We start from the raw sequence: 13,206 nt of genomic DNA, 5'->3' as shown, positions 1-13,206 counted from the left end.
CGAGTGTCACCGGGCGGCTCTGACCGCAGCGACACGTCCGCGCCATACCGCCACGCCCCCACCCCCAGCCCCTCCCCACGGGGGGGGTGACAGGTCGGCCCGGGGGGGGGCGTCTAGCGGGTTTCCAGCGGCTTCGGCCACAGCCAGCGCGTGTTACGGGGCGGCTCTGAGCGCAGCGGCAAGGCGTGGGGTGGGGCATTGACCCACCGCAGGGGCAGGGTTTCGCGGCTGCGGTGGGTGAACCCGCGCAGGGGCGCGCGGAACCACCCACCCTACCGCGTCTCTTTCGGCTTCAGCCACAGCCAGATCAGCGCGCCGCCGGCCAGCACGAGGAAGGGCAGCATCGCCAGGTTGACCAGTTGCCAGCCGGTCTCGACCGAGCCGCCCGAGCAGTTCATCAACCCGCCCGACGAGAACGAGGCCAGCGTCACGCCGCCGAACACCACAAGGTCGTTCAGCCCCTGCAGCCGCCCGCGTTCCTCGGGGCGTTGGGCGTTGGCCAGCATGGTCGTTGCGCCGATGAAGCCGAAATTCCAGCCAAAGCCCAAAAGCATCAGGGCGATGAAGAAATTCTCCAGCTCCACCCCCGACATCGCCACCGCACCCGATCCGGCGAGGATCATCAGCCCGATGGCGATCACCCGCTCGACCCCGAGCCGGGCGATGACATGGCCGGTGATGAACGAGGGCGCATACATCGCCAGCACATGCGCGGTGACGACGTCGGCCGCATCCCCGGTTTCAAAACCGCAGCCGACGACGGCCAGCGGCGAAGAGGTCATCACGAGGTTCATCAGCGCATAGGACACCGTGGCGCAGATCATGGCGACAGCGATTACCGGGGTGCGGATCAGCTCGGCCCGGCTGCGGCCCTGAGGCGCGCCGGCGCTGGCGGGGCGGGGTTTCGGGATGCGCAGGGCGATGAACAGGAACATGCCCAGCAGGTTCAGCGCGATCACCGCCAGATAGGTGCCAAGGAAGGGCACCACCATGGACTGCGCCGTCACCTTCACCAGCTGCGGACCGAGCACGGCCGACAAGAGCCCCCCCGCCATGACCCAGGAAATCGCCTTCGGCCGGAAGGCGTCCGAGGCGGTATCGGCGGCGGCGAAGCGGTAAAAGCCCTGCGCGCTCATGTAGACGCCCGTGAAGAGCGAGCCGATGAGGAAGATCGGGAAGGACGCCAGCATCAGCCCCGCCGCGCCGATGGCCGCCCCGAAGGCGCCGCCGATCGCGCCAAGCACGAAACCCGCCGTGCGGCCCTGCCGGGCCATGAAGCTGGAGATCGGCGTGGCCGTCAGCATCGAGCCGATGACGATGAAGCTGATCGGCAGCGTCGCCCAGCAGGCGTTCGGCGCAAGGCTCTGACCGGCCAGCCCGCCGATGGTGAAGATCATCGGCATCTGCGCGCCAAGGATGGCCTGCGCGGCCACCAGCACGAGCACATTCCGCTTGGCGAGAGTGTCGTTGATGTCATGGGTCATGGTGGCAAAGGGCTAAGGGCGGGCGCGGGGCAGGGCAAGAGGGAAAATGGTTCAGGGCCTTGGGGATGGCACCGGCGCTCGCGGTCGCGCCCCGGAAGGCGGCGGGGCTCCTCCCGCCATGGCCGCGGGAAGGCCGGCGCCGGGGCTTGCCTTTCCCCCGGCCATGGCCATGCTGGCGCCATGGTGGGACGGATCATCGAAACTCTGGACTGTGTGGCCGAAGGCGCCGGCTGGCTGGCGCAGGCCGAGCCGCGCTTTGCCCTTGCGCTGGCCGAGGTTGGCCCCTTGCCGCTGCGGCGCCAGCCCGATGGCTTCACAGCACTTCTCGATGCGATTGTCGGCCAGCAGGTGTCGATCGCTTCGGCAGACGCGATCTGGCGGCGGATGGAGGCGGCTGGGTTGGTGGCGCAGGCGGCGGTGGCCGAGGCCAGCGACGAGGCGCTGCGCGGCGCCGGGCTCAGCCGGCAGAAGGCGCGCTATGCCCGGGCGCTGGCACTGTCGGGGATCGATTTTGACGGGTTGCGCAGCCTGCCCGATCCGCAGGTCGTCGCCACCCTTACGGCAGTTCCGGGCATTGGCAGCTGGACTGCCGAGATCTACGCCATGTTCGCGCTTGGCCGGGCCGATGTCTTTGCTCCCGGCGATCTGGCGCTGCAAGAGGCGGCGCGGCTGCTGTTCGACCTGCCCGAGCGCCCGAAGGAACGTGCCCTGCGCAGCATGGCCGAGGCCTGGAGTCCGTGGCGCTCGGTTGCGGCGCGTATCCTTTGGGCCTACTACCGGCTGGCAAAATCACGGGAAGGCATCAGATGACGCGCGAGTTGAAATTCGGTCGGGTGGCGGCGCAGAGCGGGCAGGCGAAATCGCTGGTGGTGTTCCTGCATGGCTATGGTGCCGACGGGGCCGACCTGCTGGGGCTGGCCGATCCGCTGGCCGCGCATCTGCCCTATACGGCATTCGCCGCCCCGGATGCGCCTGCGCCCTGCGCCGGCAATCCCTTTGGCCGGCAATGGTTTCCGATCCCGCGCTTTGACGGGTCAAGCGAGGTTGAGGCGGCGGTCGAGATGAACCGCGCGGCCGAGGATCTGAACGCCTTCCTCGATCAGCGGCTGGCCGAGGAGGGCCTGACCCCGGCCGCGCTGGCGCTGGTCGGCTTTTCGCAGGGCGCGATGATGAGCCTGCATGTCGCCCCGCGCCGGGCACAGGCGATTGCCGGCGTCGTGGCGATCTCGGGCCGGCTTCTGCGGCCGCAGGTGCTGGCGCAGGAGGCGCTGGTCAAGCCGCCCGTGGTGCTGATCCACGGCGACCGCGATGACGTGGTGCCGTTTCAGGAAATGCAGACGGCGGGCAACGCGCTGGTCGCGGCGGGGTTCGAGACTTTCGGCCATGTCATGCATGGCACCGGCCACGGCATCGCGCCCGACGGGTTGGGCGTGGCGATGCAGTTCCTGAAGGAACGCCTGCCGGGGTGAGCCAAAATCTGCGCCAGATTTTGGCGCCGCCTCCCGGCCTTGCGCTCAGCCCCGCCCGCCGCCCGCCAGATAGGCGGCGCAGCCGGTCAGCGCGGCATAGTCGTCCTCGACGATCTCGACCGAGAAGCTGCCCATGAATTCGGCAAAGCGGCCCTTGTCGCGGAAATGCGCCGCAAGGGCCATGCGGTCGAACCAGGGCTGCATGGCGCGGGCGACACCGCCGATCAGGTAGATGCCGCCGAAGGGCAGGTGGATCAGCGCGAGGTTGCCCAGTTCCTGCCCCAGCAGGTGAATGTAGAGTTGTGCCGCGGTGCAGGCGAGCGTCTCGCCCGCCGCGACATCGGCCATGATCTCGGCCCCGCGCTTGTCGGCCGTCCGGCCCGCCTCATGCGCTGCAAAGGCATAGACCCGCTCCAGCCCGCGCCCGGCCAGCACATCCTCGACCCCGGCAAAGCCATGGGCATGCGGGCCGACTTCGGCGACGAACTTCGCCAGACGGTGGTCTTCATCCGTCCGCACCGGCATCGAGATATGGCCGCATTCGCTGGCTGCCACCACCCGGCCCCAAGGGGTTTCATGCACCGGCGCGGCGTTCATGCCGGTGCCAAGGCCGACGACCAGCATGGCGCCGCCGGGTTTCTTCGGCCCGGCGATGACCTGCCGCAGATGCGCCGGCGCGATGCGGCCAAGCGCGTGGCCCTGCGCCTGCAGATCGTTCAGGATGGCGGTCTGCGCCGCCCCGGTCGCGGCGGTCAGCCCGGTGCCGGTGATCGTCCAGTCAAGGTTTGTCATGGTGGCGACGCCGTCGCGCACCGGCCCGGCAGCGGCGACACAGACCCCCGAGACGCCGGGGTTCCCTGTCTCGTCCAGATAGCGGCGCAGCACGGTTTCCAGATCGGCAAAGCCCGCATTGGCATAGCGCCGGATGCTACCGTCGCGCACCACCTCGCCATCGGCCAGCGCCACGCGGGTATTGGTGCCGCCGATATCGGCAACGAGGGCGAGGGCAGAGCGTTGGGACATGGGCGGAAACCTGCGCTGGAGATGGTTTGCCTTCTAGCGGCTTTCGGCGGAATCACAAGCTGGAAGGGCATCGGGGAAGGCCGGCGCGGCGATCAGCCCGGGCAAGAGCCGGGCCAGCAACCGCCCGCCCTCGGTGACCGGGTTGGCAGCCAGCCGCGCCAGCACGATCGCCTCGGCGCCGGCATCGACCAGCGGCCGCGTGTGCAGCGGCTTGCCATCCTGTGAAAGCCGCGCGGCGGGGTTGGTATAGGACAGGCCCACCCCCAGCCCGTTGGCGGCAAGACTGCGCATCAACTCCAGCGTCGCGGCGCGCTGCGCGATCCGCGGCTGCAGCCCCGCGCGGGCGAAGAGCGCCCGCATGTGGCTGATCGACAGCCCCTGATCGGTCAGGATCAGCGGCTGATCCGCCAGATCCCGCAAGGTGATGCGGGGCTGCGCGGCCAAGGGGTGTCCCTCGGCCAGCACGGCATGGGGCGGGATGCGGGCCAGCGTCAGGCGGTCGACATCGGCCTCCAGCCCCAGATCCCAGGTCAGCGCCAGATCGGCCCGCCCCTGATGCAGCGCGGCGGCAAGCGGTTCGAACCCCATCAGCAGCGGCAGGATCTGCAACTGCGGCGCCTCGACTGCGACCGCGGCGAGCACGGGGGCCAGGCAGGCCGGGGCCAGATCCTCGAACACCGCCAGCCGCAGCGCCTGCTCGGCCAGCCGCCCCGGATGGGCCAGCGCGCCCACCCGCTCCAGTGCCTCTTCCGCGCTGAAAAGCCAGCGCTGGCCGAAACTCGTGGGCACCAGCCGCCCGCCCGGCCGGCGCAGGAACAGGGGCTGGCCAAGATGCGCCTCAAGCTGGCCAAGCGCCACCGACAGCGCCGGCTGGCTGACATGCAGCGCCGCCGCCGCCGCGCTCATGCCGCCATGGGCCGCGACGGCCACGGCATATTCGATCTGGCGCAGGGTCAGGGATAGCATCAGCCTATGACCTTCATTGAAAGGTATGATTTGAACAAATGATAGGGCCGGGATTAAGCATTTGCAAAGCTCAATGGAGGCGCGAATGGCAACGGTTGTAACCGAACAGATGGTCGAGGATTTCCAGCGCGACGGAGTCGTGCTGGTCAAGGGGCTGTGGAAGGACTGGGTGGAACCGCTGCGCGCCGGGATCGAGCGCAACATGGCCGAACCGGGGCCTTACGCGGCCGAGAACCTGAAACCCGGCGAAGGCGGGCGGTTCTTTGACGACTATTGCAACTGGACGCGGATTCCTGAGTTTGAACGGGTCATCAAGGGCTCGGATGTCGCGCAGGTGGCCGCCAGCCTGATGCGGTCCGAGCGCGTGCAGATGTTCCACGATCATGTGCTGGTCAAGGAACCCGGCACCTCGAAACCGACACCCTGGCATCAGGACGGCCCCTATTACTTCGTGCAGGGCCGCCAGACCGTGTCGTTCTGGTCGCCGCTCGATCCGGTGAAGGAAGCCAGCCTGCGCTGCGTCGCCGGCAGCCATCGCTGGGAAAAGGAAGTGCTGCCGACGCGCTGGCTGGCGGAAACCAGCTTCTACCCCGACAGCGAGAAATACATGGCGGTGCCCGACCCCGATGCCGAGGGCATGACGGTGCGGGAATGGCAGATGGAGCCGGGCGACGCGGTGGCCTTCGACTATCTGACGCTGCACGGCGCGCGCGGCAACAATGCGGCCAGCCGCCGCCGGGCCTTCTCGCTGCGGCTTCTGGGCGATGACGCGCGCTATGTGACCCGGCCGGGGCGCACCTCGCCGCCCTATCCGGGCCATGACATGGTGGACGGCCAGGTGCTGCGGCAGGACTGGTTCCCCTTCCTGCGCTGACAGGCAGGCCCGGTCCTGCCGCCTGCGGCAGCAGGACCGCTTGCCCCGGCGACGGATTTGCGCTGAAGCTGGCGGCCAAAGGAGCTTGCCCGATGTCCGCCCCCGTCAAAGACCGCCGCCCGCGCGCCTATCCCGCGCCCGAATTTCCACCGCGCAAGCCAAGGCTCTTCGCACGCACGCCCCCAGCGATCTTTCCGGTGATCCTGGGCGTGCTGGGCCTTGGCCTTGCCGCGCGCAAGGGGGGCGCAGTGCTGGGGCTAGCCGGCTCTCCCCTGGGCGGACTGGTCGAGGCTGCCCTCGGGGCGCTGATGATCCTTTGGCTTTTCGCCACGCTGGCGCTGGTGGCGAAGCTGGTCCGCCGGCCGGGCGCACTGGCCGAGGACATGCGCGTCCTGCCCGGCCGCGCCGGGCTTGCCGCCGCCACGATGAGCGGCATGGCCGCGGCGGCGGTCCTGGTGCCCTATGCGCCATGGCTTGCGCTGACGCTGGCAGTGGCGGCGCTGCTCGCTCATGGCGCCATGACCGCGGCGCTGGTCGCAGTCCTGACCCGCCTGCCGCCCGATGCCCGCCGCATCAGCCCGGTGTTTCACCTTGCCTTTGTCGGCTTCATCGTCGGTGCGGTGCCGCTGGCACAGCTGGGCTACGACCGGGCCGCCGCTGCGATCTTCTGGCCGACGCTTGCCGCCGCCGGCGCGATCTGGGCGGTCTCGGTCCTGCAACTGCTGCGTAATGCGCCGCCCGCGCCGCTGCGCCCGCTGCTGGCGATCCACCTTGCCCCGGCAGCGCTTCTGTCGCAGGTCGCAGGCCTGACCGGCCAGCCGCTGCTCGCCACGGCCCTTGCCGGCCTCGGTGCCGCGATCTTCCTCGCGCTCCTGTCCGCGGCGCGCTGGATCACCGTCACCGGCTTTTCCCCGCTCTGGGGCGCCTTCACCTTCCCGCTGACCGCCCTTGCCGCCGCCCTCCTGACGCTGGGCGGCAGCTGGGAGCTGCCCGGCATCGTGGTGCTGATCCTGGCCCTGGGCCTTGTTCCCGCCATCGCCTGGAACGTGCTGAAGCTGTGGCCGGGAAACCGGCTGGCGGCAAAGACCAACGCCGCCGAGGCCTGAGGCGCCGGTCTTTCATACTGGCGCAAATATCCCCGCCGGAGGCTCCTCCGGCCGGGCGTCGTGCGCCTCCGGCGGGGATATTTGCGCCAATGTGAAAGGGCTCAGATCAGCTTGACCCAGGCCCGGGCGATGGCGAGGCCGTGGGCATCGGCGGCGGGGCCGTGGGCCGCGGCATGGGCGTCGAAATCGCCGACCCAGCCGGGGCGGGCGGCTTCGAAGGCCGGGGCAAATTCGCGCGCCCAGTCGGCGGCGACGGCGCGGTTGGCTTCGAAATGGAACTGCGTGCCATAGCCGGCGCGGCCATAGCGGAAGGCCTGCACCGCGGCCTTGGGCGAGCTGGCAAGATGCACGGCGCCGGGCGGCAGGCTGAAGGTATCGGAGTGCCACTGCATGATCGGGAAGGTTTGCGGCACCTGCGACAGGACCGGATCGGTCCGGCCCGCCTCGGTCAGGCTGACTTCGGACCAGCCATATTCCCCCGCCGTGCCGATGTGGTTGTTGGCACCGATGCCGCGCGCAAAGACCTGACTGCCGAGGCAGACCCCGAGTGTGGCAATCCCCATCGCCGCGCTTTCCTTCATCAGATGGGCCAGGCGCGGCAAGTAGGGGTGGCTCGCATCCGCCAGCGCGGTCTGTTCGCCGCCAAAGACCACCAGCGCGTCATAGGCGCCAAGATCGGGCAGGGCCGCCGCACCATCGCCGGCGCGCCAGGGTTTCCACAGGTCGATCCGCGCCCCGGCCTCGTGCAGCGCGACGCCGAGCTGACCGTGATGGGTGACATGGGTATTCTCGACAATGGCAACGCGCATTTCCGGCTCCTCTTCGCCGGGCGCATCAATGCACTTCGGCCAAATCGCCGCAAGGGGGCCAAATGGCTCTTGCGCTCGGCCCCGCCGCGTGAAAAGGGGAGCCGTCAAACGAACACTCCCAGCCAAACCCCATGGAGGCCCAATTGGAGATTCGCGAGGCGCTTACCTTTGACGACGTGCTTCTGGTTCCGGCCGCATCCAATGTGCTGCCGTCGGATGCCGACACCTCGACCTTCGTGACCAAGTCGATCCGCATGAACATTCCGCTCTTGTCCTCGGCGATGGACACGGTGACGGAAGGCCGCATGGCGATTGCCATGGCGCAGTCCGGCGGGATCGGCGTCATTCACCGCAATCTCGACCTGCAGGCGCAGGCGCGCGAAGTCAGCCGCGTGAAGCGGTTTGAATCGGGCGTGGTCTATGCGCCCGTCACGCTGACCCCGGAGCAGACGCTGGCCGACGCCAAGCTGCTGATGGAGCGTTACCAGATCACCGGCTTTCCGGTGGTCGACCATCAGGGCCGGGTCTTGGGCATCGTCACCAACCGCGACATGCGCTTTGCCTCCGACGACAAGACCCCGGTGTCGGTGATGATGACCTCGGAGAACCTTGCGCTCCTGCGCGAGCCGGTGGACCGCGACGCGGCGATCAGTCTGATGAAGGCGCGGCGGATCGAGAAGCTGCTGGTCACCGATGGCGCGGGCAAGCTCACGGGCCTGCTGACGCTGAAGGATACCGAGAAGGCGGTGCTGAACCCGCAGGCCTGCAAGGACGAGATGGGCCGGCTGCGGGTGGCGGCGGCCTCCACCGTCGGCGATGCCGGATTCGAACGCTCGCAGGCGCTGATCGAGGCGGGCGTCGACATGGTGGTGATCGACACCGCGCATGGCCATTCCGAAGGCGTGGCAAAGGCGGTCGAGCGGATCAAGAAGCTGTCGAACACCGTGCAGGTGGTGGCGGGCAACGTCGCCACGGCGGAAGCCACCCGCGCCCTGATCGGCGCCGGCGCCGATGCGGTGAAGGTCGGGATCGGGCCGGGCAGCATCTGCACCACGCGCATCGTCGCGGGTGTAGGTGTGCCGCAGTTGACCGCGATCATGGATGCGGCGCGGGCAGCGGGCGACATTCCGGTCATCGCCGACGGCGGCATCAAGTTCTCGGGCGATTTCGCCAAGGCGATTGCCGCCGGGGCCTCCTGCGCCATGGTCGGCAGTGCCATTGCCGGCACTGACGAGTCCCCCGGCGAGCTGATCCTTTACCAAGGCCGCAGCTTCAAGGCCTATCGCGGCATGGGCAGTCTTGGCGCCATGGCGCGCGGCAGTGCCGACCGCTATTTCCAGAAGGATGCCGCCTCTGACAAGCTGGTGCCGGAAGGCATCGAGGGGCAGGTGCCCTACAAGGGGCCGGTGGCGACCGTGCTGCACCAGATGGTCGGCGGGTTGCGCGCCGCCATGGGCTATACCGGCAACCGCACGGTGGCCGAGATGCGGCAAGGCTGCTCTTTCGTGCGCATCACCGGGGCGGGGCTGAAGGAAAGCCACGTCCATGACGTGCAGATCACCCGCGAAAGCCCGAATTACCGGGTTGGCTGAAACGAAAGGCCCGCTCGGATCGAGCGGGCCTTTTCATTTCGCGTGCGCGTTTCGCTCTTACTGGACGTAGGGCAGCGGGTCGAGGCTGTCGACGCCCTTCCTGACCTCGAAATGCACGAAGGCCGGATCGGCGCTGCGCACTGTGGCGATGGTCTGGCCCTTCGACACTGTGTCACCCTTGCCGACCTTCAGCCCGTCCACCCCGGCATAGACCGTCAACAGCCCGTCGGCATGGCGGATGACCACGATCGGCGTGCCGGTGGTGTCCTTGGTCACGGCGGCAACTGTGCCGTCGGCGGCGGATTTCACCGCCGTGCCGGGCGCGGCGGCGATGTCGATGCCGTCATTCTTGCCCTTGGCATAGCTGCGGATGATCTTGCCCGATACCGGCATGGCGAATTTCGATCCGGTGGTGCGCTGGCTGGCCATGTCGGCCACCGGCTCGTCCTTGGGGGTTTCGCTGGCGGGGGCGACCTTTTCGTCGGGCAGCGGTTCCTTGGCCGAGGGCGGCGTCGGCGTCGGGCTGGCACTGCCGGGCGCGGTGGCGACTTCATCGGCGGGCTCGGGCGGGGCGCCGCTTGGTGTCGGGATCATCAGATATTGCCCCTCGCGCACGGCGAGATCGGGGCCAAGCCCGTTCCAGTCGGCCAGCGCCTTGGCGGAGACATTGTAGCTACGGGCGATGGAGAAGGCGGTTTCGCCGCGCGCGACGCGGTGGCGCGTCGGTTCCATGCCGCTGCCGATAGTCGCGGCCGGCGCCGCACTTGCGGCCGGGGCGGTTCCCGCGGCGTCCACCCGGTCAAGCGCCGTCGTGGCGATGGTGGAGACGTCGATGCCGCCCGGCGCGGCCCCGCTGCCGATCACCGCCCCGGTGGCGGAAGGCGCCGCCGCGACACGGGCCGGCAGCGCCAACACCTCGCCCTCGCGCAGGCTGTCGCCGGGTTTCAGCGCGTTGTAGCCGGCAAGCTCGGTTGCCGGCAGGCCGACGCGGGCCGCGACCGAGGCGACGGTGTCGCCCTTTTTCGCCACGGCGACCTGATAGCCGGGATAGGAAATCACGCCGCGCCCGTCGGCGCCGGGGCGGGGTCCGGTGGCCTGCATGGCCGCGCCCGAGGTATCAAGCGCCCCCGTGCCGCTGCGCAGGTCCCAGTCAAAGGAGCCGCCGCCGCAAGCCGACAGGAAAAGCACCGCCGTCAGACCCAGCCCCGGTTTCCGCGAAATCGCCATCACTGCCTCATTCCTGTCGCGCCGGGTTGGCCCCGGCTTTGCCGTCATTCATTGCCCAGACCTTCAACCAGAGGCACGAAGCGCACTGCGCGCAACTCCTCATAGTCAAAGCCGGTTTCGTGCCGCGTCACCTTGATGAGGCTCTGCACCGCGTCCGACTGGCCGACGGGCAGCACCATGATACCGCCGATCTTCAGTTGCGACAACAGGGGCCCGGGCGGGTCTTCTGCTGCGGCGGTCACGAGAATGCGATCAAACGGGGCGACATCGGGCAGGCCGAAACTGCCATCCGCCGTCATGGCGACGACATTCACCAGACCGAGCTCGCGGAACAGCTCCGCCGCCTCGCGCACCAGCCGCTTGTGGCGGTCGACGGTATAGACCCGCCGCGCCAGCTGCGACAGGATCGCCGCCTGATAGCCCGAGCCGGTCCCGACCTCCAGCACCGTGTCGCGCGGCTGCACGTTCAGCGCCTGCGTCATCAGCCCCACCACGGAGGGCTGGCTGATGGTCTGGCCGCAGGCGATGGGCAAGGGCATGTCCTCATAGGCACGCTCGGCAAACAGGCCGCGCACGAAATACCCGCGGTCGATCCGCTCCATGGCGGTCAGCACGCGGGCATCGGTGACGCCTTTTGATCGCAGGGCAAACAAGAACCGCATCTTCCGCTCGGCCGCCGTCTCGTCGTCGGGCTGGCCGTTTCCGCTCATGCCAGGGCCGCTTCCAGCTCGGCCAGCCGGTCATGGGCCGTCAGGTCGCAGCGCAAGGGCGTGACCGAGATGTAGCCCTCGACATTGGCGGTGACATCGGTGCCGGGCAGGGTGGGCCGGCCCTGCTCGCCGCCCTTGATCCACATGAACTGCCGCCCGGTGGGCGAGGTATGCGGCTCGATGCGGAAGCCGGCATAACGGCGGAAGCCCTGCGCCGCGACCCTTGTGCCCTTGACCGCACTTGCCGGCAGCGGCGGGAAGTTGACGTTGTAGAACAGCCGGTAATCGGCCTCGTCCCACAGGCCCTTGTCAAGAAGCCCCCGCACCAGACCGGCGCCAAGCCGGGTGGCGGCATCGAAAGGGTCGTCGAGATGCACGTTCTGCGGGCCGTAGAACTGCGACAGGGCAATCGCCTTGATGCCATGCAGCGCCGCTTCCATCGCGCCGCCGATGGTGCCGGAGTAAAGCACGTTCTCGCCGGCATTGTTGCCGCGGTTGACCCCCGACAGCACCAGATCGGGCGGGGCGTCCTTCATCACATGATAGATCCCCGCCAGCACGCAGTCGGCCGGGCTGCCTTCGGCGGCAAAGCGGCGCGGGCCAAGCTCGGCGATCATGGTGGGGTGGGTGTAGCTGATGCAATGGCCGACACCCGATTGTTCAAAGGCCGGGGCCACAGTCCAGACTTCGCCCTGCGGCCCGGCGATTTCCGCCGCAATCGCATGCAGCACCGCCAGCCCCGGAGCGTTGATGCCGTCGTCATTGGTAATCAGGATGCGCATGTCGGGGCCTTTCGTTCTCCCTTGGATAGACCAGCCTTTGGGGTGGGGCAAGCCTTGCCCGCAAGGGAAAGTGTGGGCCTTGCCGGCTGTGGCGCAGCGGACGCATCTGGTGGACGGCCCGCGGCTTTCAGGCTATGAGGCCGCCATGACCGCTGACCCCGCCACCGCCCATCGCCTCTCCGTCGCCCCGATGATGGACTGGACTGATCGTCATTGCCGCGTGTTCCACCGGCTGATGACGCGCCGGGCGATGCTGTATACCGAGATGGTCACGGCGCCTGCCATTGTCCACGGCCCGAAGCCGCGGCTGCTGGATTATTCCGACGCCGAACACCCGATTGCGCTGCAACTCGGCGGCTCGGACCCGGGCGAACTGGCGCAAGCAGTGCGGATCGCCCGGCCCTGGGGCTATGACGAGGTGAACCTGAATTGCGGCTGCCCCTCGGACCGGGTGCAGTCGGGCTGTTTCGGCGCAGTGCTGATGGAGCGCCCGGCGCTGGTGGCCGATTGCGTCAAGGCGATGCAGGATCAGGCCGATGTGCCGGTCACGGTAAAATGCCGGATCGGGGTGGACGAGCAGGACCCCGAAACCGTACTGCCGGAGTTTCTGGAACAGGTCTCGGCGGCCGGCGTGCGCCATTTCATCATCCACGCCCGCAAGGCCTGGCTTCAGGGCCTGTCCCCCAAGGAAAACCGCGAGATTCCGCCGCTGAATCACGATCTGGTGCTGCGGATGAAGGCGGCCTTCCCGCATCTGACGATCTGCCTGAATGGCGGCGTCACGACGCTTTCGCAGGCGCAGGGCCTGCTGGACGGGGGGCTTGACGGGGTGATGCTCGGCCGCGCCGCCTATCATGACCCGGCCTCGGTGCTCATCGGGGCCGATGCGCTCTGGGGCGAGGATCACGCGCCGGAGGCGGCCGCGGTGGTCGAGGCGATGAAACCCTATGTCGCGGCGCATCTGGCGGCCGGCGGGCGTTTGCACCAGATCACCCGGCACATGCTGGGCCTGTTCACTGGTCGGCCCGGCGCGCGCGGCTGGCGACGGGTGCTGTCCGAAGGCGCAAGCCGTCCCTGTGCGGGGCTGGCACTGCTCGATCAGGCGCTGGCCGAGGTGACGGACGCGGCGGCGGTTGCCGGGGTTGCTTGACGCTGCCCGCAGGC

13 protein-coding genes are annotated in these 13,206 nt (G+C 68.8%); 6 read left to right on the top strand and 7 right to left on the bottom strand.

Translation table 11 applies throughout. The features are described from left to right. Nucleotides 1-272 precede the first annotated feature (272 nt). Nucleotides 273-1,484, bottom strand: a complete 1,212-nt coding sequence (locus G4Z14_RS02340; RefSeq protein ID WP_164623130.1) for an MFS transporter — start codon at nt 1,482-1,484, stop codon at nt 273-275. Between the two features lie 180 nt (nt 1,485-1,664). Here G4Z14_RS02340 and G4Z14_RS02335 point away from each other — a divergent pair, with 180 nt between their 5' ends. Next, a complete protein-coding gene (locus G4Z14_RS02335) occupies nt 1,665-2,294 on the top strand; it encodes a DNA-3-methyladenine glycosylase family protein (RefSeq protein WP_164623129.1) in 630 nt (209 codons plus the stop codon). Further along, complete coding sequence (locus tag G4Z14_RS02330) at nt 2,291-2,953, top strand: alpha/beta hydrolase (protein WP_164623128.1); 663 nt, start codon at nt 2,291-2,293, stop codon at nt 2,951-2,953. The genes G4Z14_RS02335 and G4Z14_RS02330 overlap by 4 nt, the downstream gene beginning before the upstream one ends. Before the next feature lie 45 nt (nt 2,954-2,998). Here the strand turns inward: G4Z14_RS02330 and G4Z14_RS02325 are convergent, their stop codons facing one another. Beyond that, a complete protein-coding gene (locus G4Z14_RS02325; protein WP_164623127.1) occupies nt 2,999-3,976 on the bottom strand; it encodes a glucokinase in 978 nt (325 codons plus the stop codon). A 33-nt stretch (nt 3,977-4,009) separates the two neighbouring features. After that, nucleotides 4,010-4,942, bottom strand: a complete 933-nt coding sequence (locus G4Z14_RS02320; RefSeq protein WP_164623126.1) for a LysR family transcriptional regulator — start codon at nt 4,940-4,942, stop codon at nt 4,010-4,012. Between the two features lie 85 nt (nt 4,943-5,027). Between G4Z14_RS02320 and G4Z14_RS02315 the strand changes: the two genes are divergently transcribed. Together G4Z14_RS02315 and G4Z14_RS02310 are read left to right on the top strand one after the other, a co-directional pair. After that, a complete protein-coding gene (locus tag G4Z14_RS02315; protein WP_164623125.1) occupies nt 5,028-5,816 on the top strand; it encodes a phytanoyl-CoA dioxygenase family protein in 789 nt (262 codons plus the stop codon). 92 nt (nt 5,817-5,908) lie between these two features. Continuing rightward, nucleotides 5,909-6,922 carry a TDT family transporter gene (locus tag G4Z14_RS02310; protein WP_164623124.1) on the top strand — a complete coding sequence of 338 codons (1,014 nt, stop codon included), beginning with the start codon at nt 5,909-5,911 and terminating at the stop codon, nt 6,920-6,922. A 101-nt stretch (nt 6,923-7,023) separates the two neighbouring features. On the opposite strand, the gene G4Z14_RS02305 is transcribed toward G4Z14_RS02310, so the two are convergent. After that, entirely contained in the window at nt 7,024-7,731 is a 708-nt protein-coding gene (locus G4Z14_RS02305; RefSeq protein ID WP_164623123.1) for a type 1 glutamine amidotransferase, read from the bottom strand. Nucleotides 7,732-7,874: 143 nt separating this feature from the next. Here G4Z14_RS02305 and guaB point away from each other — a divergent pair, with 143 nt between their 5' ends. Beyond that, the gene (guaB, locus tag G4Z14_RS02300) at nt 7,875-9,323 is read left to right on the top strand and encodes an IMP dehydrogenase (RefSeq protein ID WP_164623122.1); all 1,449 of its coding nucleotides are present in this window, start codon (nt 7,875-7,877) and stop codon (nt 9,321-9,323) included. Between the two features lie 57 nt (nt 9,324-9,380). Here guaB and G4Z14_RS02295 read toward each other — a convergent pair whose 3' ends face one another. From G4Z14_RS02295 to surE, 3 genes are read right to left on the bottom strand one after another with little or no spacing between them, the layout of a single operon-like run. After that, nucleotides 9,381-10,550, bottom strand: coding sequence for a peptidoglycan DD-metalloendopeptidase family protein (locus G4Z14_RS02295; RefSeq protein ID WP_227751473.1), 1,170 nt, complete (start codon nt 10,548-10,550; stop codon nt 9,381-9,383). A gap of 44 nt (nt 10,551-10,594) precedes the next feature. Then, nucleotides 10,595-11,260, bottom strand: a complete 666-nt coding sequence (locus G4Z14_RS02290) for a protein-L-isoaspartate(D-aspartate) O-methyltransferase (protein ID WP_164623120.1) — start codon at nt 11,258-11,260, stop codon at nt 10,595-10,597. Then, nucleotides 11,257-12,042 carry a 5'/3'-nucleotidase SurE gene (surE, locus tag G4Z14_RS02285; RefSeq protein WP_164623119.1) on the bottom strand — a complete coding sequence of 262 codons (786 nt, stop codon included), beginning with the start codon at nt 12,040-12,042 and terminating at the stop codon, nt 11,257-11,259. The genes G4Z14_RS02290 and surE overlap by 4 nt, the downstream gene beginning before the upstream one ends. Before the next feature lie 145 nt (nt 12,043-12,187). Between surE and dusA the strand changes: the two genes are divergently transcribed. Further along, the gene (dusA, locus tag G4Z14_RS02280) at nt 12,188-13,192 is read left to right on the top strand and encodes a tRNA dihydrouridine(20/20a) synthase DusA (RefSeq protein WP_164623504.1); all 1,005 of its coding nucleotides are present in this window, start codon (nt 12,188-12,190) and stop codon (nt 13,190-13,192) included. Nucleotides 13,193-13,206 lie beyond the last annotated feature (14 nt).

Source organism: Tabrizicola oligotrophica (assembly GCF_011008935.1).
In the GTDB taxonomy this organism is placed as follows: domain Bacteria; phylum Pseudomonadota; class Alphaproteobacteria; order Rhodobacterales; family Rhodobacteraceae; genus Tabrizicola_A; species Tabrizicola_A oligotrophica.
This window is presented reverse-complemented; position numbering and strand designations above follow the sequence as displayed.

Bases quoted from the DNA above. Each gene is read 5' to 3' on its own strand.
- G4Z14_RS02340 (WP_164623130.1), bottom strand. From the start codon at position 1,484: ATGACCCATGACATCAACGACACTCTCGCCAAGCGGAATGTGCTCGTG.
- G4Z14_RS02335 (WP_164623129.1), top strand. From the start codon at position 1,665: ATGGTGGGACGGATCATCGAAACTCTGGACTGTGTGGCCGAAGGCGCC.
- G4Z14_RS02330 (WP_164623128.1), top strand. From the start codon at position 2,291: ATGACGCGCGAGTTGAAATTCGGTCGGGTGGCGGCGCAGAGCGGGCAG.
- G4Z14_RS02325 (WP_164623127.1), bottom strand. From the start codon at position 3,976: ATGTCCCAACGCTCTGCCCTCGCCCTCGTTGCCGATATCGGCGGCACC.
- G4Z14_RS02320 (WP_164623126.1), bottom strand. From the start codon at position 4,942: ATGCTATCCCTGACCCTGCGCCAGATCGAATATGCCGTGGCCGTCGCG.
- G4Z14_RS02315 (WP_164623125.1), top strand. From the start codon at position 5,028: ATGGCAACGGTTGTAACCGAACAGATGGTCGAGGATTTCCAGCGCGAC.
- G4Z14_RS02310 (WP_164623124.1), top strand. From the start codon at position 5,909: ATGTCCGCCCCCGTCAAAGACCGCCGCCCGCGCGCCTATCCCGCGCCC.
- G4Z14_RS02305 (WP_164623123.1), bottom strand. From the start codon at position 7,731: ATGCGCGTTGCCATTGTCGAGAATACCCATGTCACCCATCACGGTCAG.
- G4Z14_RS02295 (WP_227751473.1), bottom strand. From the start codon at position 10,550: ATGGCGATTTCGCGGAAACCGGGGCTGGGTCTGACGGCGGTGCTTTTC.
- G4Z14_RS02290 (WP_164623120.1), bottom strand. From the start codon at position 11,260: ATGAGCGGAAACGGCCAGCCCGACGACGAGACGGCGGCCGAGCGGAAG.
- surE (WP_164623119.1), bottom strand. From the start codon at position 12,042: ATGCGCATCCTGATTACCAATGACGACGGCATCAACGCTCCGGGGCTG.
- dusA (WP_164623504.1), top strand. From the start codon at position 12,188: ATGACCGCTGACCCCGCCACCGCCCATCGCCTCTCCGTCGCCCCGATG.